This is a genomic window from Porphyromonas sp. oral taxon 279 str. F0450 (genome assembly GCF_000292995.1).
In the GTDB taxonomy this organism is placed as follows: domain Bacteria; phylum Bacteroidota; class Bacteroidia; order Bacteroidales; family Porphyromonadaceae; genus Porphyromonas; species Porphyromonas pasteri.
This window is the reverse complement of sequence record NZ_ALKJ01000019.1, coordinates 297157-322916: the sequence shown is the minus strand read 5'-3', so window position 1 is coordinate 322916 and position 25760 is coordinate 297157. Positions and strand designations below refer to the sequence as shown.

Annotated in this window: 17 protein-coding genes and 1 pseudogene; 1 reads left to right on the top strand and 17 read right to left on the bottom strand. The window is 52.4% G+C overall.

The annotated features are described in order from the left end of the window. Positions 1–18: 18 nt before the first annotated feature. The 17 genes and pseudogenes from HMPREF1323_RS05215 to HMPREF1323_RS05135 all read right to left on the bottom strand — a co-directional run bounded on the left by HMPREF1323_RS05215 (position 19) and on the right by HMPREF1323_RS05135 (position 24024). Entirely contained in the window at positions 19–1275 is a 1257-nt protein-coding gene (locus HMPREF1323_RS05215; protein WP_009433085.1) for an ABC transporter permease, read from the bottom strand. After that, positions 1276–2466 carry an AI-2E family transporter gene (locus tag HMPREF1323_RS05210; RefSeq protein ID WP_044124063.1) on the bottom strand — a complete coding sequence of 397 codons (1191 nt, stop codon included), beginning with the start codon at positions 2464–2466 and terminating at the stop codon, positions 1276–1278. It abuts the gene before it with no gap. Between the two features lie 51 nt (positions 2467–2517). Next, complete coding sequence (rpiB, locus tag HMPREF1323_RS05205; RefSeq protein ID WP_009433071.1) at positions 2518–2955, bottom strand: ribose 5-phosphate isomerase B; 438 nt, start codon at positions 2953–2955, stop codon at positions 2518–2520. A gap of 30 nt (positions 2956–2985) precedes the next feature. Continuing rightward, a complete protein-coding gene (locus HMPREF1323_RS05200; RefSeq protein WP_009433013.1) occupies positions 2986–5022 on the bottom strand; it encodes a transketolase family protein in 2037 nt (678 codons plus the stop codon). A 774-nt stretch (positions 5023–5796) separates the two neighbouring features. Continuing rightward, complete coding sequence (mutL, locus tag HMPREF1323_RS05195; protein ID WP_009432904.1) at positions 5797–7710, bottom strand: DNA mismatch repair endonuclease MutL; 1914 nt, start codon at positions 7708–7710, stop codon at positions 5797–5799. Next, positions 7707–7958 carry a hypothetical protein gene (locus tag HMPREF1323_RS08995; RefSeq protein ID WP_009433228.1) on the bottom strand — a complete coding sequence of 84 codons (252 nt, stop codon included), beginning with the start codon at positions 7956–7958 and terminating at the stop codon, positions 7707–7709. Before HMPREF1323_RS08995 ends, mutL begins: the two co-directional genes overlap by 4 nt. Positions 7959–7987: 29 nt before the next feature. Continuing rightward, positions 7988–9979, bottom strand: coding sequence for an OstA-like protein (locus tag HMPREF1323_RS05185; RefSeq protein WP_009433004.1), 1992 nt, complete (start codon positions 9977–9979; stop codon positions 7988–7990). Next, positions 9980–11380: a peptidylprolyl isomerase gene (locus HMPREF1323_RS05180; RefSeq protein ID WP_009433200.1), complete on the bottom strand. Its 1401-nt coding sequence runs from the start codon at positions 11378–11380 to the stop codon at positions 9980–9982. It abuts the gene before it with no gap. Positions 11381–11422: 42 nt separating this feature from the next. Beyond that, positions 11423–13605, bottom strand: a pseudogene (gene recQ, locus HMPREF1323_RS05175) (DNA helicase RecQ). A 116-nt stretch (positions 13606–13721) separates the two neighbouring features. Next, complete coding sequence (gene clpX / locus HMPREF1323_RS05170; RefSeq protein WP_009433054.1) at positions 13722–14972, bottom strand: ATP-dependent Clp protease ATP-binding subunit ClpX; 1251 nt, start codon at positions 14970–14972, stop codon at positions 13722–13724. Then, complete coding sequence (clpP, locus tag HMPREF1323_RS05165) at positions 14973–15641, bottom strand: ATP-dependent Clp endopeptidase proteolytic subunit ClpP (RefSeq protein ID WP_009433051.1); 669 nt, start codon at positions 15639–15641, stop codon at positions 14973–14975. Positions 15642–16542: 901 nt separating this feature from the next. Continuing rightward, positions 16543–17994, bottom strand: coding sequence for a TrkH family potassium uptake protein (locus tag HMPREF1323_RS05160; RefSeq protein WP_009433144.1), 1452 nt, complete (start codon positions 17992–17994; stop codon positions 16543–16545). A gap of 21 nt (positions 17995–18015) precedes the next feature. Beyond that, positions 18016–19368, bottom strand: coding sequence for a Trk system potassium transporter TrkA (gene trkA / locus HMPREF1323_RS05155; RefSeq protein ID WP_044124061.1), 1353 nt, complete (start codon positions 19366–19368; stop codon positions 18016–18018). A 7-nt stretch (positions 19369–19375) separates the two neighbouring features. After that, positions 19376–21304, bottom strand: coding sequence for a 1-deoxy-D-xylulose-5-phosphate synthase (dxs, locus tag HMPREF1323_RS05150; RefSeq protein ID WP_009432895.1), 1929 nt, complete (start codon positions 21302–21304; stop codon positions 19376–19378). 13 nt (positions 21305–21317) lie between these two features. After that, positions 21318–22685 carry a histidine--tRNA ligase gene (hisS, locus tag HMPREF1323_RS05145; protein ID WP_044124059.1) on the bottom strand — a complete coding sequence of 456 codons (1368 nt, stop codon included), beginning with the start codon at positions 22683–22685 and terminating at the stop codon, positions 21318–21320. Between the two features lie 41 nt (positions 22686–22726). Further along, positions 22727–23215: a dihydrofolate reductase gene (locus HMPREF1323_RS05140; protein WP_044114727.1), complete on the bottom strand. Its 489-nt coding sequence runs from the start codon at positions 23213–23215 to the stop codon at positions 22727–22729. 14 nt (positions 23216–23229) lie between these two features. Further along, positions 23230–24024, bottom strand: coding sequence for a thymidylate synthase (locus tag HMPREF1323_RS05135; RefSeq protein WP_009433199.1), 795 nt, complete (start codon positions 24022–24024; stop codon positions 23230–23232). Between the two features lie 979 nt (positions 24025–25003). On the opposite strand from HMPREF1323_RS05135, the gene HMPREF1323_RS05130 reads away from it, so the two are divergent. Beyond that, the gene (locus HMPREF1323_RS05130; protein ID WP_009433177.1) at positions 25004–25693 is read left to right on the top strand and encodes an outer membrane beta-barrel protein; all 690 of its coding nucleotides are present in this window, start codon (positions 25004–25006) and stop codon (positions 25691–25693) included. Positions 25694–25760 lie beyond the last annotated feature (67 nt).

The following is a 25760-nucleotide window of genomic DNA, read 5'->3' as shown; positions in this document are numbered from 1 at the left end:
TGTGGCATTCTCAAGGAGCTAATCCATACGCATACTTTCTGCGGGATGGATTCTACTTACTAAGCTGGCCGGGACTAATACCATGAGGAGAATCACGATGAGTGTCCCGACATTGATAGCGACCCAGAGTGGGAGGTCAAAGTGGATGGGCACGGAGTCGGTGAAGTAGTTCGCTGGGTTAAGCTTAATGATCTTGAACTGACACTGTGCGAGACTCAGCACGAGAGCAATGGCATTCCCCCAGAAGATCCCACGTAGGATGAGACGAGCTGCTATCTGAAGGAAAGTCTGTCTGAGCTGTCTATTCGTCGCTCCAAGGGCCTTTAGGATACCGATCTGCTTACTCTTATCAAGCACGATGATGATGAGTCCAGTGATCATAGCAAAGCCTCCGACGAGGACCATCAGCGAGAGGAGTGCATAGACATTCGTGTCGAGGAAGGCAAGCCAATTGAAGAGCTCGGGCTGTAGCTCTTGACCGAGGTTGAGACCATAGTTCTCTTCGCCGATAAGATCTGGACGTGCCTGAAGAGTGGAGATGATATGATCTAGCGTCGGATAGGCAGCATCGGGATCCTGCAGCATGATGATCAGTCGGCTGTAGGTATTCTCATCCCAGTGATTGAGACGTTGCAGGGAGGAAATTGGGCAGAGGGCGGGGGAAAGCTCTAAGCCCGTCGACTCATATATTGCCTGAAGCTCAAAGACGCGTACTCGCATCTTTTCTCCGAAGAAGTAGATACGCACGGCATCACCTACCTTGTAGTTCATGCGCCGTGCCACATGTGAGGGCAGGACGATGGGTGGGCGACTGTATTCGCTCTCAGAGAAAGAGGGAAGTGTCCCCGACTTTACTTGCTCAGTGAAGTAGCGACTACGGAAGGTGGAGTCAATACCATAGAGGAGAATGCCAGAGAAATCGCCCTCAGTCTTGAGAAGCCCTGCCTGCTGGATGAGAGGCGATACGGAAGAGATCCCCTTCTCTTCTCTTAGGAAGGAGAGAAGTTCCGGAGATACATATACAGGAGTCGTGGAGGTCTTCCAGTTGCTCCCATAGCCATTGAGGCTGATATGCCCTGTCTGACTAAAGGCGAACTCATGTATCTGTCGATGGAAGCCTAAGATGATGGTGACCGATAGGAGCATCACTGAGAGGCTTAGTGCTACTCCGATCGTCGTCAAACGAAGTAGGGCAGAGACACGTCGTGTCCCTGCCTTATCGCCTCGAGAGAGTCCTCGAGAGAGGAAGGTAGTAGCTGAAGAGAAGAGAGTCATCTACTTGTCTGACGTCGTTGATTCGCTATCTATCGCTCCACGCTTTTTACGGCGACTTTGCTTAGCCTTACGCTTTTCCTCTTGGAGGCGCATCTGCTCGATGTACTCTTCATCTTGGAGGACGTAGCGCATGTACAGCGAGTAGATGAACATAGTAATGGGCAGTGCGATGAGCATCCCGAAGAAGCCCAGGAGGTAGCCCCAGATAGACAGGACCAAGAGAATGAGTGAGGGGCGCATACCCATCGTCTGTCCCATGATGCGTGGGACGATGATCATATCCTGGATGATCTGTACGATCATCAAGACCCCATAGCCAAGGAGCATACAGACGAAGGCATTCTCACCCGTCTGTGCAGCCATCAGCAGGCTGGCCAATCCAAGTGGGATGATACCCAGTGCCTGCATATAGGGGATGAAGTTGAGGATCCCAATGAAGATCCCCATAGCTGTGGCCAAGGGAAGGCCAATGATGTTGAACCCTATCGTGAGGAGAATACCTACGCTCATGGCGACGAGAGCCTGACCACGGAAGTAGTTATTCATGTAGCGATCCAGATCCATGCTGATCGTACGGATCGTAGGGCGGAGTGTCTTTGGGAAGAGGCTGATGAAGCCACGACCAAGATTCTCGAAGTCCAGTAGGATGAATACGAAGTAGACAAAGCCGATGAGGAAGACAAGCCCCCAAGAGAATATGGAGAGGGTGCTATTGATGATCCCACCGACCTGATCGAGGAGAAGCTTAACGTTCTCCAAGATCTTCTCGAGAGACAGCTGCTGTGGGAAGTTCCCCCAGCGGAGTCCCCCATTGAGGTAGTTGCGGATATTGCGTGGTAGGATCATCGTCAGGATATCCTGTCCACTGCTATAGCCAGAGATCACTTGGAGGGTCTTCTCTATCTCCGCATTGATTGACGGTATGATAAAGATTATGGCAAGGTAAACGACTGCGCCCAAGAGGAGCAATGTCAGGATGACTGACAGCCCTCTTGAGCGCAGGCGCAGTGTATACTGGAAGAATCGTACCAGCGGCATCATCACATAGGCGAAGATACCAGCCAGTAGGAAGGGCAGGATAACACTCCAGATCGCTTGCACCGCCACATAAATCAAGAGTATAAGGACAGAGAGCACGAGCATCCGTGCTATACGGTCGAATGTGAACTCTCTACGGAAGAAATGTGACATAGGTAGTGGGAGCGATATACTGGAGAGATATACTGAAAAGGGATAAGATGACTAATGCTTGATGGGGATCTTGGCTACACGTGCTTCGTGGCGACCGCCCTCAAAGGGCGTATCAAGGAAAGCTGCGAGGATAGCCTTGACCTGCTCTTCGGTGACGAAGCGCGCGGGGATGGAGAGGACGTTCGCATCGTTATGCTCACGTGCGAGCTTTGCCAGCTCGACATCCCAGCAGAGAGCAGCACGTACCTTGGAGTACTTGTTCATGACCATTGAGATACCATTGCCTGATCCGCAAACGGATATGCCACGGGCAAGTTCTCCAGATTCAATAGCCTGCCCCATGGGGTGGGCATAGTCAGGATAGTCGCAGCGCTCGGGTGAAGGACAACCAAAGTCCTTCACCTCGAGGCCACGTGCGATGAGCAGTGACTTGACCAGCTCCTTGACCTCATAGCCTGCGTGGTCGGAGCAGATACCGATCTTATTCATTGTCTTTGTACTGTAGTCGTTGGGTAGTGATTACTTGCTAAGTAGTGTCTTGACCTCCTTGTAGACATGATCAGGAGTAAAGCCGAGCTTTTCGTCCAGCACCTTGTAGGGAGCGGAGAATCCGAAGGAGTTGAGCCCCCAGATGGCACCATTGTCACCGACGAGCCCCTGAAGGGTTACGGGGAGACCTGCGGTGAGACCGAAGCGACGAATACCTCGAGGGAGGACTTCATCCTGATACTCTTGGCTCTGGCGACGGAAGAGACCTTCGCTGGGTACAGCTACGATCTGCAGGCGGATACCATCCTTGCGAAGAAGGGCGGCACCCTCGACGAGCGTAGATACTTCACTACCGTTCGCGATGAGTACGACTTCAGGGTTCTCGTCACGAAGTACGATGTAGCCGCCGCGTGTAGCTGCTTCGGCAGCCTCCTTACGGCTCTTCCCTTCGGGAGCGGGCAGATCATTGATATTCTGGCGAGAGAGGATGAGCGCTGTGGGAGTGTGCGTGTTCTCCATAGCCATACGCCATGCGATGGTCGTTTCCTCGACATCGCTGGGGCGGAGTACACGTACGCTGTCAGCACCATGGTGGTTCTGGAGCTTCTCCATCAGACGGATCTGTGCTTCCTGTTCTACAGGCTCATGGGTAGGACCATCTTCACCGACACGGAAGGCATCATGCGACCAGACGAACTTCACTGGGAGCTCCATGAGGGCTGCCATACGGATAGCGGGCTTCATGTAGTCAGAGAAGACAAAGAAGGTACCGCAGGCAGCGATGACACCACCATGAAGAGCCATACCGATACAGAGGCAAGCCATAGTGAGCTCAGCTACACCTGGCTGTAAGAAAGCCCCACCGAAGTCACCTCGTGTCAGTGCACGGGTCTTCTTGAGGAAGCCATCGGTCTTATCGGAGTTCGACAGGTCTGCTGAAGCTACGATCATATTCTCTACCTGCTCAGCCAGTGCACTGAGGACGGTGGCAGAGGCGGCACGCGTAGCCTGATTAGGCTTCTGCTCGATGCTCTTCCAGTCTACAGCAGGGGCTTCGCCTGCAAACCAGCGATCGAGTTTGCCTGCACGATCGGGGTTTTCCTCACGCCAAGTCTTCTCTTCCTGCTTGCGAGCCTTAGCCAGCTCACGAAGCTCCTGAAGACGTGCTGCATAGAGCTCCTGTACGTCGGGGAAGATCTGGAAGGGAGCTTCGGGATCACCACCGAGGTTCTTGATCGTGGCTTCGATAGAGGCACCCGCAGCCGAGAGGGGCTGACCGTGTGTATTGACACGGTTTTCATAGTTCTCCCCATTAGGACCTACAGCACCACGACCCATGATGGTCTTGCCGATGATGAGGGTAGGCTGACCTACCGTAGCCTTGGCTTCGCAAAGAGCCTTACGGATCGCTTCGGGGCAGCAACCATCGATCTCGATGACGTGCCAGCCCCAAGCCTTGTACTTAGCAGCTACATCTTCGCTGTCAACCTCCTCGACGGTGGTAGAGAGCTGGATATTATTGGCATCATAGTACATGATGAGGTTGTCGAGCCCAAGGTGTCCAGCGATACGACCAGCCCCCTGAGAGATCTCTTCCTGTATCCCCCCGTCGGAGATATAGGCGTAGATCGTCTGACTCATGACCCAGCCAAGACGGTGAGCGAGGAACTTAGCTGCGATGGCAGCCCCTACAGCGAAGGTGTGACCTTGTCCGAGAGGACCCGAGGTATTCTCTACACCACGCAGGACATCGACCTCAGGGTGCCCAGGCGTAGGGCTACCCCACTGGCGGAACTGCTGCAGCTCCTCCATTGAATAGCGACCGAGGAGGGCCAGCTGGGCGTAGAGCATGGGGGACATGTGCCCAGGGTCCATGAAGAAACGGTCGCGGCCAGACCACGTAGGTGCATCGGGATCGAAGATGAGGAACTCCGAGAAGAGGACGTTGACGAAGTCTGCGCCGCCCATGGCTCCACCTGGGTGGCCGCTCTTAGCTCGCTCGACCATGCTGGCTGCCAAGATGCGGATGTTGTCAGCAGCACGGGTCATTAGTTGGTTGTTGTTCATTGAGGATGACGTGATTTGTAGCTTACAGCTTAGTTATATGTTGTGTAGATGTATCTGCTTTTAGACAGCTCAAAGATACAACAAATTGAGGGGTAGATAGCAGTGTCAAGCGCCTAATTATAGACTTGTACATTCTACTCATCGGGCCAGTCCCTCAGGTCGGAGTATAGACGATTTGTTAGTGCTCTGATAGTGTGGACTAAAGCGGGAATAGTGGATGGCCTTACGGACCTTACTAAAGAGAGCCGTACTGGTCACGAGTCGAAGCATTTATAGGTGTATGGGTACGTAGGTAGAGCTATATAGGATGGCGAAGAAAGCTACATAGCTTTGTGAAGCGACCTATATTAGGATGTTACTCCGCATAGGGATGAAAGTTGCGGACGAGTGGCAAATAAGTTTGGGCTACGTACGTGGCTCTAATGTCTACGTACGTGGATATTTGGGTTGACGTGCCTGGTCTTTAGGACTACGTGCATAGACAGAGGAAAACCACTACGTGAAGGCGCTTTTTCTTCATGAAAAGGACACTTTTTCCTCTGCAGGATAGGAGGAATACTCGCGATAAGGTGAAGGGCTTGTGTATCACTTCGGAGAGGTATATCGGGGTGCTGGGCGTCGATGCCTTAGCACTCTAAATAGAGGACAAGACTCGCGGCAACAGTCTCCTATTAGAGATAATGACACGAAAGTTCCCTCCCTTTCATACAAAGTATAAAGCCCCACTTAGTACGAGACTGAGTGGGGCTACTATGTGGAAGGTGAGGCTTCACTTTAGTTGAAGAAGTTGGCAACCATTGGCTCCGTGAGGCGCGTGATGATGGGCTTGCCAGAGGGCGTGAAGTAGGGATCGCTACTCTGGAAGAGGTCACGGATCAGCTGCTCGAGCCCTTCGTCATCCTGTGGTAGGGGACGTTGGAGAGCTTCAGATTCGGCCGCAGCTTCGGCTAAGAACGTCTGCACGTAGTCAGCCCCTTCACGATGCGTATCTAAGCTATCAGCTACGATCAGACGGACGAAGCCTGTGGCATCGCGTGAGATAAAGGAGGGGGCTTCTACGATGGAGAAGTGTCCATCACCTAAGTCTCCGAAGTCAAAGCCAGCATGACGTAGCTCTTCCATCAGAGTGAGTGCCGTCGGGAGCTCCTGAGGTGCAAACTCCAGTACCTCGGGGAAGAGAGGCTGCTCGACATGGTAGCTGTGCGCACTGAGGTCAGCTCGATATTGCTCGTAAGTGACACGCAGCAGAGCGCGTGTCAGGTCAATGAAGGCGAGTGCATCACCCAGCGTCGTGATGACATAGCGACTTTGATAGAGCAGCAGAGACGAGGGTAGTGTGGGTCGCGTACGTAGTGATCCTGCCTGTGAGAGTCGTATGCCATGGCTCTGTGGCTCCTCGGGCTCTTCCTCAAAGAGAGGCGTCTGCATTGTCGAGGGTGTCATGCTGTCGAAGTGCTCTCCGAGGTCATCCCAACTAATCTCGGGCTCCTTGGGGAGCGCACTTGTACGAGTGACACCGAGGCGTATCCCTCCAAGTCGTGTCCCGCCCGAGGGTAGGGATGCTCCACCTTCGGCTTGAAGGACAGCTTCTGCTCCCAGTGCCGTATCAAGGTCTGGAAGAATATCCTTGCGGCCAGAGTAGGCCGGTATCTCGATAGGCGAGGCGTTCTCAAAGTCAATGATAGGTGTCAGAGCGTGCGAGCTGAAGGCATCACGGATGAGGCTCTGCAGGACTTGGAAGATCGTTGACTCATCGAGGAAGCGGACATCCGTCTTCTGTGGATGGATGTTAACGTCTATATTCTCGGCTGGGATGGTGAAGTAAAGGAAGTACTGTGGCTGATTGCCTGCAGGGATGAAGTTCTCATAAGCCAGGCTAATGGCCTTATGGAAGTAGGGATGACGGATGAAGCGGTCATTGACGAAGAGATACTGCTGCGCTCCCTGCTTGAGAGAAGTAGTGGGAGTACCGATGAAGCCACGTATTGTGCAGAAGGCACTCTCGTAGCTCACAGGAATGAGGGCACGAGAAAGCTTTGCTCCCCCGATGTCGATGATGCGCTCCTTGAGAGAACTTGCTGGGAGTATCTTGTCGTACTTCCCTGCACCACGCAGCGTGAATGAGATCTGCGGATTAGCTAAGGCGACCTTAGCGAACTCGCGCCAGATCTCCATGAGCTCAGTGGACTCCTTACGGGCCTCAAGGTGCTTGCGACGGCCTGGAGTGTTGTAGAAGATATTCATTGCCTTGAGGCTCGTACCTGGAGAGCAAGCTACGGGCATCTGCGAGCGCACCTTTGCCCCTTCGATGATGAGCTCAGTGCCTAGCTCTTGGTCAGCCGTACGTGTGCGCAGCTCTACCTGGCATACAGCGGCAATAGCTGCGAGAGCCTCGCCACGAAATCCCATCGTAGAGAGGTGCTGTAGGTCATCAATCGTCTGAAGCTTAGAGGTGGCATGGCGCTCAAAAGCCATGCGTGCATCAGTGGGAGACATCCCCTTGCCGTCATCAGTGACGGAGATGGACTGGCGCCCTGCGCCGACGACCTCAATCTGTATCTGCTTGGCTCCAGCGTCGATAGAGTTCTCGACGAGCTCCTTGACGAGATAGGCAGGTGCAGGTACGACCTCACCAGCTGCTATCTGATTCGCAATGGACTCGGGGAGTAGGCGGATGATATCGCTCATCGCAGGAAGAAGAACCAGAAGACTAAGCCTAAGACCATGAGTGCCAGCATGAGCTTGATGATACGCTGGTCTCTATCGGAAGACGTGATACCGCGCTTATGCTGTCGGCTCAGATGGCGAGCCGAGTGAATGAAGGCACCACGGATCTGCTCGCTACTGTCATAGTTCGAACTACTACCAGCTCCCTCATCCTTCGTCAAGGCTTCGGGAAGCTCTGCATCGGGATCGAGTTCACCGGCCTCGATCATCTCCTGCCGGATACGTGCGACGCGCTTAGCTAGTTCTTCCTTTCGGGGATCCCAGTAGATGAGCTTGTGCTCAAATTGTCGAGGTCTTCTTTGCTTGAAAAAGGTCTGTATACCCATGAGTAGTCTAAATACGATTGAGGTGTGGAGGTAGCCCCGCTATCACTGGTGGGGCGAAGGACGCACTGGTATACCTGGCGGTACTCCTCGGGGCGAAGAGCACGATACTGAGTCAGCAGTGAGTCGGTGCGAAGCGCTTCTTCGCGAGCTGTTCGCTCGAATGGCTCGTAAGCAGCCAGTGCAGCCTTGGCCCCGCTGAAGCGCTTGAGGTCTGAGAGGGGACGTGAGCGTTGCTCGCTGGGGGGAAGGGAGTCCCCGACAGTCGTGATATCCTCCTTGCGCATGGGGCGACGATCCGCAGCCCACTGGAAGAGGGGGAGTCTATTGACCTCGGGACCCGAAGCCATCTCCAGAGGATAAGCCTTGCCCTCGACGGGGCCTCGCCAAATGGACTTCTTGACCTTGCCTGAGTCCAGGAGGACGTGCATCGTGGAGCTCGTCATGCGGTTGAGCCCATTGTAGTCATTGGTACCTTCCTCCTTCATGTAGTAGATCGATTCGACCTTGCCACTGACCAAGATCTCACGCACCGTACTATCCTGGACGTAGGCACGTAAGCTGTCGCCACTCATCTGGTTGTAGTAGTCGACGCTGTCAATGTACTCAACGACCAGAGCTTTTCCGAGGACATCTACGTAGTCAAGCTTCTTGCTTCGGAAGTAGAAGTGGGTAGTATCACCTGAAAGCTGGCGCTCCTCACTCCACAGAATAGGCTTTCCATAGAGCGATAGGGTAGAGTCCATAGAGATGTAGCTAAGCGAGTCGGCTATAGCTTGAGCATCTCGGCGGAAGACCCGTACGTTTCGATAGCCTCGCAGGTAACGCTGCATCGTGTCAGGCTTCGCTTTCCCTTCTTGAGCTGCTGCGGCACGAAGGCTATCGAGACGGAGACGATCTGGGATGGGAAGGCTTATGAGCTCTAATGTATCTGCTGACACATAGAGCGTGTCCTTCTGCGAATACTCTTCGGCGTGGGCACGCGAAGTCGCAAAGGCATAGTTACGCTTATCATCGAAGTACCCGTAGTCCCCATAGAGAATGGCCTTCTGTGCAGTATCGGAGAGCTCCATACGGCCGAAGGCTTCACCGAACTTACTCATGCCATCGTAATAGATGGAGTCTCCGATGAGAGTCTTCGCTCCAGAGGTTACCTCAGAGCGATCAAGAAGAATCCCTACATCTCGACCGACATCATAGATACCACGCTGCGAGACGATCTGCCCAGAGTCAGACTGGATGAGTGTCTGCCCCTCATAGCTACTGATACGCGTATGGGTATTATAGAAGAGATGCTCCGTCGTCATCGTCGTCTTGTCATTGACGAGCTTGACATTGTAGCGGAACTCAGCATCATTCGTAGCCGGGATAAACTGCCCATAGTCTGAGGTCAGTGTATTCTGCGCATCGGTGATCGTACCTCCCTCGAAATAGTAGGCTATATCCGCTATGCGGTCGTAGTCCAAGCTATCGGTATAGAGGTCTGTCGTCTTATTTGCCAGGTGTACATTATGGCGGAGACGCGCGAGCTTCGAAACGCCATCGTAGTACAGATAGCGCGAATACATGTGTACGGTGTCTCCCTGTACCATGTGCACCTCACCAAAGGCCTCGAAGATCTGGTCATCCTCATTGAGATAGGCGCTATCACAAGTCATGGTCGCATTGCCATGACGCAGGACGACACCTCCCTTAAGTCGCTGTACCCCGGGCTGTAGAGCCGCATCGTACGTCAGCAGATCAGCATGCTCAAGGATAATCCTCGTACCGGCCTTTGCTGGACGAGGTGACTGCATCGTCGGTGACACACCTCGGTAGGAGGCACGAGAAGTTAGGTAGCTCCCACCCATCACAATGAGGGCAAGAGCTACACATAGACTTAGACGTTGATTCTTCTCCTGAGGCATTTACTTCTTGTCCTCGTGGATCCAGTCTGGATATTGGAAGTGGCAGTTACGATAGCGCTCGTTGATCTCGATGTGGGTCTGCTTCTGACGAGCACGAATCCATTCGTCGATGACTCGGGCACGCTTCTTCCCCAGTGCCATCTCCTTGATACGACGGAAGTCGCTGTTCATATTGGCGATGTGCTCTGGATGAATCTCCTTGATACGAATGATCGCTACCTGCTCCAGTCCTTTATCGGTGTGCATGACGAAGGGCTTAGAGATTTCCCCTGGCTTGAGCTCATAGGCGATCTTCGCAATATCTTGAGGGAGATCCTCATAGCGGAAGTTGGGAGATCCAGAGAATTCGCTCTCGTTAGAGGTATTGGTCATCAGACCTCCATTGTTGAGCGTATTCTTATCATCCGAATAGAGCTGAGCGGCTACATCGAAGGTGATCTTCTCATCGCGGATGGCTGTAGCGATTGAGTCAATACGAGCTGTGGCTGCCTTGATGGCACTCTCCTCGACCGTTGGACGGAGGAGGATGTGGCGGAAGTTCACGAGCTCACCACGCTTCTCGATCAGCTGAGCGATGTGATAGCCTTCGTCCGTCTTGATGATAGGGGATACACGTGTCTTATCCATTAGATTGAATACCGCCGTAGCGAAGGCTGGGTCGAGATAAGCACGTCCGACGAAGCCATATTCACCACCTCGCGAAGCCGTACGCTTGTCCTCAGAGTACAGACGTGCGATCGTAGAGAACTCACGCTTACCCGAGTTCACGTCTTCGGCATATCCACGCAGGATACCCTTGACACGGTCCAGCTCAGAGAGGGGAACTTGAGGCTCCAGAGCGATGATCTGCAGCTCTACAGTCTTGGGGATGAAGGGAAGGCTGTCCTTAGGAAGTTGCTTGTAGAAGGTGCTGATCTCGGAAGGAGTGACCTGCACGCCCTGAGAGATCTTCGACTTCATCATCTCGACAATAGCTTCATTGCGAGCCTGTACAGTGCGCTCCTCGCGGATCTGAGAGAGCTTCTTATTGAAGTACTCCTCAAGCTTCTCCTTAGAGCCCAGCTCAGAGATCACATTCTGTACCCACATGTCGACCATGCGAGTGACCTGCGTGTCGTTAGCTTGGATACTATCGATCTTCGCTTGGTTGAGGAAGAGCTTCTGTACAGCTATCTGCTCGGGTATGATGCAGTCAGGGTCTCCCTCGAATGTGAGTCCCTGACTCCGCGCAAAGAGCTTCTGATACTCAATATCCGAGAGGAGGATCGGTTCGTCACCGACCATCCATACGACCTCATCCACGATGGTCTTCTTCTGAGGTTCGTCTCGCTTGGTTTGTGCAAGACTCAGAGAGCCAAGGGCAAGGAGGCTCAGGAGGACTATGGTTGTCTTTCTTTTCATCAAGGGAAAGGATCTGTTTATGAGTAGGGGAAGACCTAGTTCCTAGTTGGCAAGCTCCGAGAGGAACTTGATGCGTACTAAGCGGACTTCATCTTCGGAGTAATCGCTACCGAGTTCGGTGAGCGCCTCATTGATATCATCAGTCGTCGACTCCTTGAAGTATTCGTAGATATCTTCAATGCGATCTTCGTCAATGACCTCTTCGATGAAGTAGTTGATATTAATGCGGGTACCCGAGTAGACGATAGCCTCGACCTCACTGATGAGTACATCGAAGTCAAGACCAAGAGCAATCGCGATATCGTCCAGAGCCACCTTGCGGTCGATCTGCTGGATGATATTGATCTTGAGCTTGGACTTGTCGGGGCGAGTACGTACACGGATGTCAGCGGGGCGCTCAATGTCATTCTCCTCAACATGGCGGCGAATGACCTCTAGGAATTTCTGACCATAGCGCGCAGCCTTACCGGCACCGACACCAGGGATGTTCTGAAGCTCATCCATGGTGATGGGGTAGAAGGTTGCCATCGCTTCGAGTGAGGTGTCCTGGAAGATGACGTAGGGAGGGACATTATTCTGCTGCCCCATCTTCTTCCGAAGATCCTTCATGATAGCGAAGAGAACCGGGTCCGTTGACTCTCCAGAGCCACCAGTCCCTCCACTAGCTGGCTGATCCTCAGTCTCCTCATCTCATCGGAGTCCGTGATCTTGAAGCTCGTTGGCTTCTTGAGGAACTTCTTCCCTGCGGGAGTGAGCTTCAAGAGTCCATAGTTCTCTACATCCTTCTTCAGGTAACCTGCGATGAGTGCCTGGCGTATGACCGTCGTCCACGTGGATTCCTCATGATCTTGACCTGATCCGAAGCACTCGAGTTCCTCATGATGGAAGGACTCGATGTCAGAGTTGGTCTCTCCACGGAGTACTGCGATGACGTAGTCAGCATTGAACTTCTCCTTGAGGCTGCTGACGACCTCGAGAAGGTTTACAAGCAATTCTTTAGCTTCCACTTTGGTTTTAGGTACTAAACAATTATCACAGCTACCGCAGTTCTCTGCCTCATAGCGCTCGCCGAAGTAGTTGAGGAGGAAGGACCGACGACAGATGCTGGTCTCAGCATAGTCGGCAGTCTCGCGGAGAAGAGCTCGGGCGATCTCCTGATCAGCGACGGACTTGCCTTTGGTGAAGCGCTCAAGCTTCTCCAAATCATCGTGATCATAATAGGCGATACATACACCCTCACCTCCATCACGTCCGGCGCGCCCTGTCTCTTGGTAGTATCCCTCAAGACTCTTGGGCATGTCGAAGTGTATGACGTAGCGTACGTCTGGCTTATCTATCCCCATACCGAAAGCGATCGTGGCTACTATGACCTCTGCTCGCTCTTCGATAAAGGCATCTTGATTCTCTGCTCGCTCCTTGGCATCCAATCCTGCATGATAGGGAAGTGCCTTGATCCCATTGGCCTGAAGGACCTCGGTGAGATTCATCACCTGGGTACGGCGCATGCAATAAACGATCCCGCTTTTCTTCGGATTGGACAATATGTAGCGTACGATATCCCGCTCTGATTCCGCCGTCTTCGGGTGGATACGATAGAGTAGGTTAGGGCGATTGAAGGAGCTTTGGAAGACCGCTGCTGACTCCATCCCCAAGTTCTTCATGATGTCATGCTGTACCTTGGGGGTAGCTGTGGCTGTGAGGGCCATAATGGGGCGGTCAGCGATCTCGGTGACGATAGCGCGTATCCGACGATATTCGGGTCGGAAGTCATGCCCCCACTCAGATATACAGTGGGCTTCGTCTACGGCGTAGAACGAGATCGGGATCTCCTGCAGAAGCTTGATGTTCTCCTTCTTATGTAGAGACTCGGGAGCTACATAGAGTAGCTTGGTCCGGCCCTGACGTACATCCTCCTTCACCTCCTCCAGTCGAGTACGAGAGAGGGAAGAGTTGAGGAAGTGAGCGACGGTATCCTCTTCACAGAAGCCTCGCACGGCATCGACCTGATTCTTCATCAAGGCGATCAGTGGGGAGATAATCACTGCTGTCCCAGGCATGAGAAGGGCTGGGAGTTGATAACAGAGGCTCTTCCCGCCACCTGTAGGCATCAGGACAAAGGTATCTTGACCAGCGAGAATACTCTCGATGATCTCCTGCTGATTCCCTTTAAACTGGTCGAAGCCAAAGTGCTTCTTTAGTCCTTCCTTGAGGTTGATCCCGTCCATGGCGATACGCTTCGTGATTACTCGGAGTCTACTTGAGGGTAGAGATTAAGCTGCGACTGCGATATTCTATAACACGGAATGATATATCTTCTTAGTGTGCTCTCACGCTTCGGGGGTCAGTATACCTCCTTAGTGGGAGAGCCATCCTTGGCGAGCTGTTGCTCGACGAAGGTAGCATCGACGACGAACTCTGTCACACCCTGTGAGGGGAGCTCATACATCGGCTCGACCATTACCTGCTCCATGATGGCACGAAGCCCACGGGCACCGAGCTTCTGCTCCATGGTCTTTGATACCACCAGGTCAAGAGCTTCGTCGGTGAAGGTAAGGCGGATCCCATCAAGCTCGAAGATCTTGGTGTACTGGCGTACCAGTGCATTCTTCGGCTCGGTGAGGATCATACGTAGTGTGTCACGATGCAGAGGGTGCAGATAGGTGATGATCGGCAGTCGTCCGATGATCTCTGGGATGAGACCGAAGCTCTTGAGGTCACGAGCGTCTACATAGCGGAGAAGCTCCTCTTCTTCACGCTTAGAGAGCTTAGCGCCAGGGCTGTTATACCCGACGACGCGTGTATTGAGGCGATGAGCGATCTTACGCTCAATACCGTCAAAGGCTCCTGCACAGATGAAGAGAATCTGCTTGGTATCTACCTGAATCATCTTCTGATCTGGATGCTTACGACCACCTTGAGGGGGGACGTTCACGATAGATCCCTCGAGAAGCTTCAGAAGCCCCTGCTGGACTCCTTCGCCACTGACATCACGAGTAATGGAGGGATTGTCCCCCTTACGAGCGATCTTATCGATCTCATCAATGAAGACGATCCCACGCTCTGCGGCCGCGATATCATAGTCTGCGACCTGGAGGAGACGAGTGAGTAGGCTCTCGATATCCTCACCTACATAACCCGCCTGTGTCAATACCGTGGCATCAACGATGGTGAAAGGTACGTGAAGGAGGCGAGCAATGGTCTTTGCCAAGAGCGTCTTACCCGTCCCTGTGGGACCGAGCATGAGGATGTTACTCTTCTCGATCTCTACGCCATCCGTCTCGGCACTTGGCTGAGCGAGGCGCTTGTAGTGGTTGTATACGGCGACCGAGAGATAGCGCTTAGCCTCATCTTGGCCGACGACATAGCCGTCGAGGAACTCTTTTATCTCACGAGGCTTGGGGAGATCCTTGAGCTCCTTCTGAGCAGCTTCTTCGGATGCCTTTGCTTCGGCTCCAGAGAGCTCTTCGAGGAGCTGGTGTCCTCGGTAGATACACTCTGGGCAGATGTGAGAGTTGATCCCCTCGAGGAGGCCTCCAGTCTCTTCTTCTGTCCTACCGCAGAAGCTGCATTGTTTCTGTTGCTTCTTTGCCATCTACTTCTCTGTACGGGTGAGAACACGGTCGACCATCCCATAAGCCTGAGCTTCAGTGGCGGTCATCCAATAGTCGCGGTCGCTATCGCGCTGTATCGTTTCGAAGGGCTGTCCCGAGTGCTCGGAGAGGATCGTGTAGAGCTCCTCCTTGACCTTGAGGATCTCACGAGCTGCGATCTCAAGGTCGCTGGCTTGCCCTTGCATGCCCCCGAGGGGCTGATGGATCATCACGCGAGAGTGGGGAAGGGCAAAGCGCTTCCCCTTGGTCCCTGCGACGAGTAGCACAGAGGCCATTGAGGCAGCCATACCAGTGCAAATCGTAGAGACGTCACAGCCGATGTACTGCATCGTGTCGTATATCCCGTAGCCCGCATATACTGAGCCACCAGGGGAGTTGATATAGATGGATATATCCTTGCCTGGCTCGCTGCTATCGAGGAAGAGGAGCTGGGCTTGTATGACATTAGCCGTATAGTCGTTGATCTGCGTCCCGAGGAAGATGATGCGGTCCATCATCAGTCGAGAGAAGACGTCCATCTGTGCGACGTTCATAGGGCGTTCTTCAATGATCGTCGGAGAGATGTAGCTACTCTGCACTTGCATATAGCTATCAAGTGCAAGGGAATTCATCCCCAAGTGACCTACGGCAAACTTCTTGAATTCGTTCATTTCTATTCTAGTAGTAATAGGGCCTTCTATCCATATTACGGCTCTATATAACAAAGGTATAAATAATTCTGAAATAGCCTAAGGAAATATAAAGCTCTACTTAGCGGTAGAATATGCTGATCTTGTAGCTGAAAGTGCACTCTGCTGATAGCTCCAAGAAAATCGATACCTAATAGGAGACTGCCATCGCTATATAGCGAATATCCTGATACAAGAGGGAGCGATGTGCAGACTCACTTTCATCAAGACCTATTTCAATAGTGGTTGGTGCTATGAACCACTATTGGTCGTTATGCTGACCTCTATTGGTTGCTACTCCTCTCCTCTATAAGAGACCATATATAGGTACATGAGTGCGTAGGGTAGAGCTATATAGGATGGCGAAGAAAGCTATATAGCTTTGTGAAGTGACCTATATTAGGCTATTGCTCCGCGTAGGGGTAAAAAGCTGTGGACGAGTGGCAGATAAGTTTGGACTACGTACGTAGCTCTAATATCTACGTACGTGGATATTGGATTTACGTTCCTGGTCTTTAAGACTACGTACATAGACAGAGGAAAAGCACTACATGAAGGCGCTTGTTTCTTCACGCGAAGGGTACTTTTTCCTCCACTGGATAAGAGGAATACTCGCGATGGGGCGAAGGGCTTGCGTACCACTTCGGAGAGGCATGTCGGGGAGCTGGGCGTGCGATGCCTTAGCTCAATGAATAGAGACTCCTATAAGTCTACTTATGACTCGCCGTAAGTACTATTATTTCAGTGATTTATTATACAGGGAGAATGGATAAGTTTGTTGCGGCCTGTACGCTAATAGCCCCTCTCAAAACGACACCGTCCCGAGAGCAATGATTCTCGGGACGGTGATATAGGTAGCTGAAGAAGCGGGTTCTTTTAAGTGCTATCGCTTCCAGAAATGTGGGGTAAGGATGCCTATTACGGTAAAGACTTCAAGACGACCCGCCAGCATAAGGAAGCATAATACCCCTTTAGAAAAAGCCCCTGCGCCTGCGACACTATTGGCATATTCACCAATCCCTGGACCAGAGTTACTCACAGCTGAGCAGGCAATACTGATGCTCGAGACGAAGCCATTATTATCAAGCATCAGAAGCATGGATCCCACAAAGATTAAGCCTACATAGAGAACACAGAAGGCGAGAATCTGGTGTACCACGCTTACGCTAAGCTGACGACCATTCATCAAGACAGGGGTGAGCAGGTGGGGGTGTATTTGCTTCTTGAACTCATTATAGAGGTTCTTGATCAATACCAAGAAGCGTGAGGCCTTCAACCCACCCGAAGTAGATCCTGCACAGCCGTTGACGAACATCAAGAGTAGGGCAATCATCCAGAAGAAGGGCCCCCACAGTGTGATCTCCGCTGTGGAATATCCTGTACTTGATCCCAAGGTAAGCACCTCAAAGAGCGCATGACGGATATTTCCCTCCATGGTAGGATACTCTCCTTGTAGACTAATCCAAATGGTGGTAATGACTGTAGCGCCAAGAATGAAAATCGTGAAGAAGCGCATCTCCTCATCCTTGAATAAGCGCATTGGTTTGCCTGTCACTGCAAAGTAGACCAGAGTAAGATTGAGGCTACCGATATACATGAAAAGGGCGAGGACATACTCCGTATAGATGGAGTCAAAGGCTGCTACACTCTCATCTCGGGTCGAATAGCCCCCTGTCGAAATGCAAGTGAGCGCATGACAAACAGCATCAAAGAGATTCATCGGACCCACCCAAAGTAGGAGGATTAGCACAACGGTCTCTGCCAGATAGATAGCCCAAAGACGCTTAGCGACATCCGAGATACGTGGTAGGAAGCGGTCGTGTGTGATCCCTGTAGTCTCGGCATTGTAAATCTGACTTGCCCCACCGCCGAAGATGGGTAAGAGTGCTACTGTGAAGACCACAATACCGACACCTCCCTGCCACTGTGTGAGGCTACGCCAGAGGAGGACTGAGTGCGGTAATCCTTCCACCTTCGCAAAGATCGTGGCTCCCGTAGTTGTAAAGCCTGAGATCGTTTCAAAGAAGGCGTCCAAAGGAGAGGCCAATGCTCCCGTCAGTAAGAAGGGAAGCATCCCAATAGCAGAGAGGAGAAGCCACACCGATGTCACGGCAAGCATACCTTCACGGCGTGAGGCTCGCTTCTTATGTAACTTACGGCCTTGGTGCAGAAGGAGTGCACCGACGAAGAAGAATACTCCGATAGCGATGATCCATGGGGTGGGAGACTCTTGATAGAGCAGTGCTGCCATGAGGACAATGAGCATCACTGCCCCTTCGACGAAGCACATCATCCCGAGGATACGGCTAATGAATCGGAAGTTTATCGAGTGCATGGGATGGTCGGCTGGGGGCTACTAAAAGAGCTCCTTGAGCGTATTGATCGTGAGGTCGTGATAGAAGATCACGACATGGTCATAGGGCTCGAAGACGGTATTCCCATCGATCATACAGGGGCGGCCATTGCGCATCATCCCCCCGAAGGTCATGTTTGCGGGGAGCTTCAGGTCGCTAATGCGGCGCCCCACGATATGGGAGTCACGACGAGCGACGAGCTCAATAACTTCTGCATTATTGACCAAGGAGAGACAGGTCACTTGTCCCGTATCCTGACCAAGGAGGGTGCGGTAGATATAGCCTGCAGCAAGGAGCTTCTTGTTGATCAGTGTACCGACATCGAGACGATAGGCAAGCGGGATATAATCAATATTCTCCTCCTTAGCCACCGTCTTATAGACGTTGTAGCGCTTGGCTGCGAGACAAGCCAAGACGTTCGTCTCGGAGTTCTCTGTCAGCGCAATGAAGACTTGGGATTCCTCCAGATTTACTTCATCGACAATCTCTGGGTCACGACCATCGCCGTGGTAGATCTCGACGTTGTGAGGAAGCTCCTGCGAGAGACGTAGGCACTTATCCTTATCAATATCGATGAGTGCCACCTGAATGTCTTCCGAAATTTTCGAGATGGTACGTAGTGCTACGGGGCTGGCTCCCATGATGACAACACGCTCGATCTTCGGCGCTTTCTTACCCGAGAGCTTGCGAACGAGATCAATATGATCTACGTCACAGGTGAAGAAGACGAGGTCATTATGCTCAATGCGGGTATTCCCGCGTGGGATAAGCGTATCAAAATCGCGCTTTATAGCTACGACGTGGAAGTACTTCCCATCGTCACCCGGGAGAAGCGTCTTTAAGTCTTTCAGATAGTGCCCTACGATGGGGGCAGCATTGCGAACCTTCACACCGACGAGCGCCAGTGCACCATTGAAGAGCGTGACGTACTGACGTGCCCAGGGGTACTCGATGATCGAACCAATCTCGCGAGCAGCGAGCTCCTCAGGATAGATCATAGAGTCTACACCAAGCTCCTCCATGAGGATGTTGTATTCACTCTCGAGGTACTCTGGGTTGTTGATGCGAGCAATGGTATGACGAGCTCCTACTCGCTTAGCAAGCATACATGCCATGACGTTGGTCGCTTCGTCAGGAGTAACCCCGACGAAGAGGTCTGCTCCAGCTACATGAGCACGCTCGAGATCAGAGAGTAGGGTAGGACTCCCCTCGATAGGTAGGACCTCTAGATGGTGACTGGCTCGCTCAAGCTTCTTGCCATCTTGATCCATCAAGACGATGTTCTGCTCCTCGTTGGAGAGCATTTTTGCCAAGTGCGTACCGACTTCTCCGGCTCCTGCGATGACTATTCTCATGGCGTCGTTATCCTTCTATCGTAGTACCAAGGAGTGCCTTTGCGGCATCATAAATAGAGTCTTCATCTAAGCCACAGTAGCGCTTCTGCTCCGCCGGTGTACCATGAGAGATGAACTCATCGGGCAAACCAAGCGTCTTGATACGCCCCTTGTAGCCCGCTTCCATAGCCAGCTGTAATATAGCTGAGCCGACACCGCCACTGAGGCAACCTTCTTCTATGACAAGGAGATTAGGTACGGAAGCAAAGAGCTTACGCAGGCACTCTTCGTCAAGAGGCTTGGCAAAGACCAAGTCAACATGTGCTACACTGTGACCCTCTGCTTGTAGGCGCTCTACAACTGTCGCTGCTGAGACGCCGATGGGTCCCAGTGATAGGACGGCCAATGATGAGCCTTCTCGTAGTATGCGAGCCTTTGCAAAAGGATAGTGCTCCATAGGCTGCTTCCAGTCTACGACAGAGCCGGCACCACGAGGATAACGGATAGCAATAGGCCCCGACCAGTCGAAGCAAGCTGAATACATCAGGTGACGAAGCTGTATCTCATCATATGGGGAGCAGACAGCCATCCCTGGGATCGTACGCAGGTATGCTATGTCGAATGCCCCCTGATGCGTAGCACCATCTTCCCCAACTAAGCCTGCACGGTCTAAGCAAAAGACTACATGGCTTTCCGTCAAGGCAACGTCATGAATGAGCTGGTCATAAGCTCGCTGCATGAAGGTCGAGTAGATGTTACACACGGGGATGAAGCCCTCAGCAGCCATACCCGAGGAGAAGGTCACGGCGTGCTCCTCGGCAATCCCTACGTCAAAGGAGCGCTTGGGATACTTCTCCATCATGTAGGTCATGGAGCAGCCCGTAGGCATAGCAGGAGTTACCGAAACGATACGCTCATCCATATCTGCCAGCTCAACTAAGGTCTCGCCAAAGACATCTTGGAACTTTGGTGGCTGAGGCGTCGCTGAAGTCGAGCTGATGCGTTCGCCCGTCTTCGGGTCAAACTTCCCAGGAGCGTGCCAAATCGTGGGTTCTTTCTCTGCTGGAGCATAGCCCTTGCCTTTCATCGTGCTGATATGCAGTAGGCGAGGCCCCTTCATATCACGGATATCCTGGAGGATCTGTACAAGATGGACGACATCGTGCCCATCCGTTGGCCCTAGATAGCGAATACTGAAGCTATCGAAGAAGTTCGTCTGCCCAGAGAGTAGCGCCTTGATGCGGTTGTTAAAGCGCTGCAGGTCCTTATGCTGATCCTCATGAACTATATTGAGCTTGCGCAGCATGCGGTACATATCATAGCGCATGCTATTGTACGTGGGATTGGTCAGCAAGTTGACCATATGACGATTGAGCCCACCGACATTCTTGTCGATAGACATGTTGTTATCGTTCAGTATGATCAGCAGGTTGTTTGGGAAGGAAGAGGCATTGTTCAGCCCTTCAAATGCCATACCACCACTCATAGCGCCGTCTCCAATGAAGGCGACGACACGTCGACTCTCATCCTTGAGAGCTGCTGCTACAGCCATGCCCAGAGCTGCTGATATGGAGTTGGACGCATGCCCTGCAGCAAAGGTGTCGTACTCGCTCTCCGAGGGGATGGGGAAGCCAGCTAGACCTCCCCAAGTACGCAGCGTGTGGAAGTCACGACGACGTCCTGTGAGGATCTTGTGTACGTAGGCTTGGTGCCCGACGTCCCAGACGATGCGGTCTTCGGGAGTATCAAAGACGTAATGCATCGCCACGGTGATCTCTACGGCACCGAGATTGGCGCCGAGATGCCCTGGTATCACGGAGAGAGTAGAGAGCATGAAGCGACGGATCTCCTCACAGAGCTCTGGGAGCTGATCGGGGCGGAGCTGTCTTAGATCATGTGGAGTCTCTATCCCATCTAGAAGGTGGTAGGTCTGCTCTTGAGTGGTGCTATCTGGCATGATGATCGATGGGTTAGTGCTGAGCTGAGAGGTGGCTGATCAGCGCATCGAGCGTAAGCTTCTCTTGCTGTCCGCTCTGCATATCCTTGAGGGTAAAGGTACTCGTAGTACGTTCTTCTTCACCCACCAGTACGACGAAGGGGATCTTGAGGCTATCAGCATAGCTCATCTGCTTCTTCATCTTCACGGGCTCTGGATAGATCTCAGAGCGGATCCCCTCTCGGCGTAGGCGTGCTACGATAGGCATCAGGTAGGCAGCATCCTCTTCGCTGAAGTTCGCAAAGAGGACTTGGGTACCGACCTCTGCTTCGCTTGGGAAGAGTCCCAGTTCCAAGAGGACGTCATAGATACGGTCGGCGCCGAAGGAGATACCGACACCACTAAGGCCGTCAAGACCGAAGATACCGGTGAGGTTATCATAGCGTCCGCCACCTGAGATACTGCCCATAGCAGCATCAAGTGCCTTAACTTCGAGGATGGCTCCTGTATAGTAGGATAGACCGCGGGCTAAGCTTAGGTCCACCACAAGCTCAGCCTTGAGGTCAAGACGATCGATATGGTCGAGGATATACTCCAGCTCTTCGATACCCTTCTGCCCCTCTTCGGAGGTAGCTAAGAGCCCCTTAAGCTGTGTGAGCTTCTCACGATTGCTCCCTGAGAGAGCCAGGAAGGGGCGAAGCTTGGATAGCTCATCCTCCGTGAAGCCCTTACTGCGCAGCTCATCGAAGACCTTTTCTTCGCCGATCTTCTCAAGCTTATCAATGGCCGTCGTGATGTCAATTAGGCGATCACCTCGGCCCGTAGCCTCTGCGATCCCTGCGAGGATCTTACGATTATTAAGTAGGATGCGTACACGCAAGCCAAAGCGACGGAAGACCTCGTCGATGATCTCCAGGAGCTCGACTTCGTTAATCAGTGAGGTTGATCCGATGACGTCAGCATCACACTGATAGAACTCTCTATAGCGACCCTTCTGCGGGCGATCAGCACGCCATACCGGCTGTATCTGGTAGCGACGGAAGGGGAGTGTAAGCTCGGAGCGGTGCATGACGACATAGCGTGCGAAGGGTACGGTAAGATCATAGCGAAGGCCCTTCTCACAAGCCTTATTGGCAAAGTGAATAGCATTGCGCTCCAAGAGTTCCTCATCAGAGAGATCACGGAGAGCATCACCCGAATTGAGCACCTTGAAGAGGAGACGGTCACCCTCTTCTCCATACTTGCCGAGGAGGGTAGAGAGCTGCTCCATCGTAGGAGTCTCTATTTGGCGGTAGCCGTAGAGTGCATACACTTGGCGGATGGTGTCAAAGATATAATTGCGACGAGCCATCTCTACGGGGCCAAAGTCTCGCATGCCCTTCGGTATCGTTGGTTTCTGCATCTTCTTATGTAGATATTCTGTGATATTTCTTTACTGTGGCCTCACCCTCTGCGCTGCAGGAGGTGAAGCGTTGTGTCATATTCATTCTTCTCATCCCGTGGGAAAGTCTCGCTTGCTGTCTCGCTCCATTCTGAAGGATCAAGCTCGGGGAAGAAGACCTCGGCATCGGGGAAGGTAGCTTGGACACGAGTCAGGTAGATCCGATCGGTATGAGGTAGGAGCTGGCGGTAGATCTCTCCGCCTCCGATGATGAAGACCTCTTCATCTGATTCACAAGCCTTCAATGCCTCCTTTATCGTAGGATAAACCTCTACCCCCTCGCGAGCGGTTAGACTACGACTGACGACGATGTTACGTCGGTTGGGTAGCGGACCACGTGGCAGTGAGTCGAAGGTCTTACGCCCCATGAGAATAGTGTGCCCAGTCGTGAGCTCTTTGAAGCGCTTGAGGTCGGCAGGTAGATGCCAAAGGAGGTCATTCCCACGGCCGATAGCTCCGTCTAATGCAATGGCGACGACGATAGAGAGTATCATACTACGATGAATTATACCGAGACCTTACCTGCGATGTGGGGATGAGGATCGTAGTCAAGGAGCTCGAAGTCCTCGTAGCGGAAGTCCTCCAGTCGTGTGATCTCAGGATTGAGACGAAGTCGGGGAAGAGGGCGTGGCTCACGAGTGAGCTGAAGCTCCACCTGCTCCATGTGATCTCGGTAGATATGGACGTCACCGAAGCTATGGACGAAATCACCCACCTCAAGCCCTGTGACCTGAGCGATCATGTGGAGGAGGAGAGCATACGAAGCAATGTTGAATGGGACCCCGAGGAAGACGTCAGCACTACGCTGATAGAGCTGGAGGCTCAGGCGTCCATCAGCCACATAGAACTGCATCAAGCAGTGGCAAGGCGCCAACGCCATATCATCAATCTGCGCCACATTCCACGCTGAGACGATCATGCGACGGCTTGTCGGATCACGATGCAGCTGGTCAATGATCTGCTGGATCTGGTCAATATGCCCTCCTTGATAGTCAGGCCAGGAGCGCCACTGATAGCCGTAGATCGGCCCAAGAGAGCCATCTTCACGTGCCCACTCATTCCATATACGCACGCCATGCTCCTGCAGGTACTGAACATTAGTATCCCCACGTAGGAACCATAAGAGCTCGTATATGATGCTCTTCAGGTGTAGCTTTTTCGTCGTCAAAAGCGGGAAGCCCTGACTTAGATCAAAGCGCATCTGATAGCCGAAGGTGCTGAGCGTCCCCGTACCTGTACGGTCGCCCTTGAGATGTCCCTCGGAGAGGATATGACGGAGCAGATCCTGATATTGCTTCATATTCTATAATGATATAGGTGCACAAAGATACACAATAGACCTCAGTTAGCCTGCTTTCGAGCTGAGGGTTATAGAGCTTCCTTATTAAAATCACCTCCTATTTACGATCATTGCGCGAGGCCATCTCTTCACTGCTTACACTTTCCTACTTCGAACTTCTCAGCCTAAAGACTCCGATTGTCGAGGAAAGAAGGTACGAGCAATGAAGAGGTGGGCTTGCACAATGGCTCATAATAGGCACATGGGTGCGTGGGTAGAGCTATATAGCTTTGTAAAGTGACCTCTACTTAGGTTGTTGCTCTGCGTAGGGACAAAAGTTGCGGACGAGTGGCAGATAAGTTTGGGCTACGTACGTGGCTCTAACATCTACGTACGTGGATATTTGGATTTACGTACCTGGTCTTTAAATCTACATGCATAGACAGAGGAAAACCTCTATGCGAAGGCGCTTTTTCTTCACGAGAACCATGCTTTTCCCTCCGCAGAATAAGAGGAATACTCACGATAAGGCGAAGGGCTTATGTATCTCTTCGGAGAGGTATATAGGGGAGCTGGGCGTGCGATGCCTTAGCCCCCTAAGTAGAGGGCAGGACTTGCGGCAACAGTCTCCATTTGCAAGTCATATTGAAGTAGAGTCGACCAGCAAACGACTATTGCTTTTGGGGATAAACATCCATTGTTGCAGCTTGGTACTCACTACTGTTTCGCATACACGCACGCTCTGGTAGCAATGCTGTACTCAGTAGGGGAGAGTGCGACGAAGACACGTACACTTTGATGCGGTTGCCTTGGAAGAGGTTCCTCATCGATCAGTACGGGTAGCTTTTAGGAGCAATAGCAGGAGGATAAAAATCAGCAGCAAGTGCGTAACGAGCTCTCCTGCAAATATTATACGTTTTTTAGGTAATACTTTTTGCCTACCTTTGCCGACACCCCCTCGATATCACACTTGTGGGGGAATGCATAAATACTATTGAAAATGAAGAAGATTCTGATGACTGTAGCTCTCGCAGCTACCGCGCTTGTCTCCGCACAGGCTCAGTCGGAGTTCAAGCCCCTCGCAGGGAGCGTGACGACCGACTTCTCTCTCTTTGCTAATGGGATTTTCAACCAGACTAAATCACCCGTAGCTCTCGGCTCACACGATGGTATCAACGCTGGTCTCATCAAGGGCCGCTACTTCCTCCAGGACAACATCGCCCTGCGCCTTTCTCTGGGTCTGAACAACAGCTCCAGCACGGAGAAGACGACTGACCCCGTGACCGAAGCTACCACGAAGAGCAACGTCTTTACCTTCGGCCTTGGTCTCGAACACCACTTCGGTGGCACGGATCGCCTCTCTCCCTATATCGGTGCTGAGCTCTTCCTCGGTTCTGCTACGGGCTCTACGAAGAGCGTTAACAGCGCAGCAACTACCATCTCAAAGAATGCTCCTCGCTTCGTCTTCGGTGGTGACCTCCTCCTCGGTGCAGACTACTACGTCGCTCCTCACGTCTACCTCGGTGTAGAAGCTGGTCTGGAACTTCTCCATGCTTCTACCGGTAAGACCTCTACGACGGTAACGCCTGCAGGTGGTACAGCTACGACGAACGAATCTAAGTCAACGGCCTCTACTGGTGACTTCGCTACCGATGTCAAGGCTGGCTTCAAGGTAGGTTTCGTCTTCTAAGCGAACTTCCACACAAGCTCTTAGGGTAGCTCTTAAGAGCAAAAGAAAATCCCCCTAAGGTCGGTGA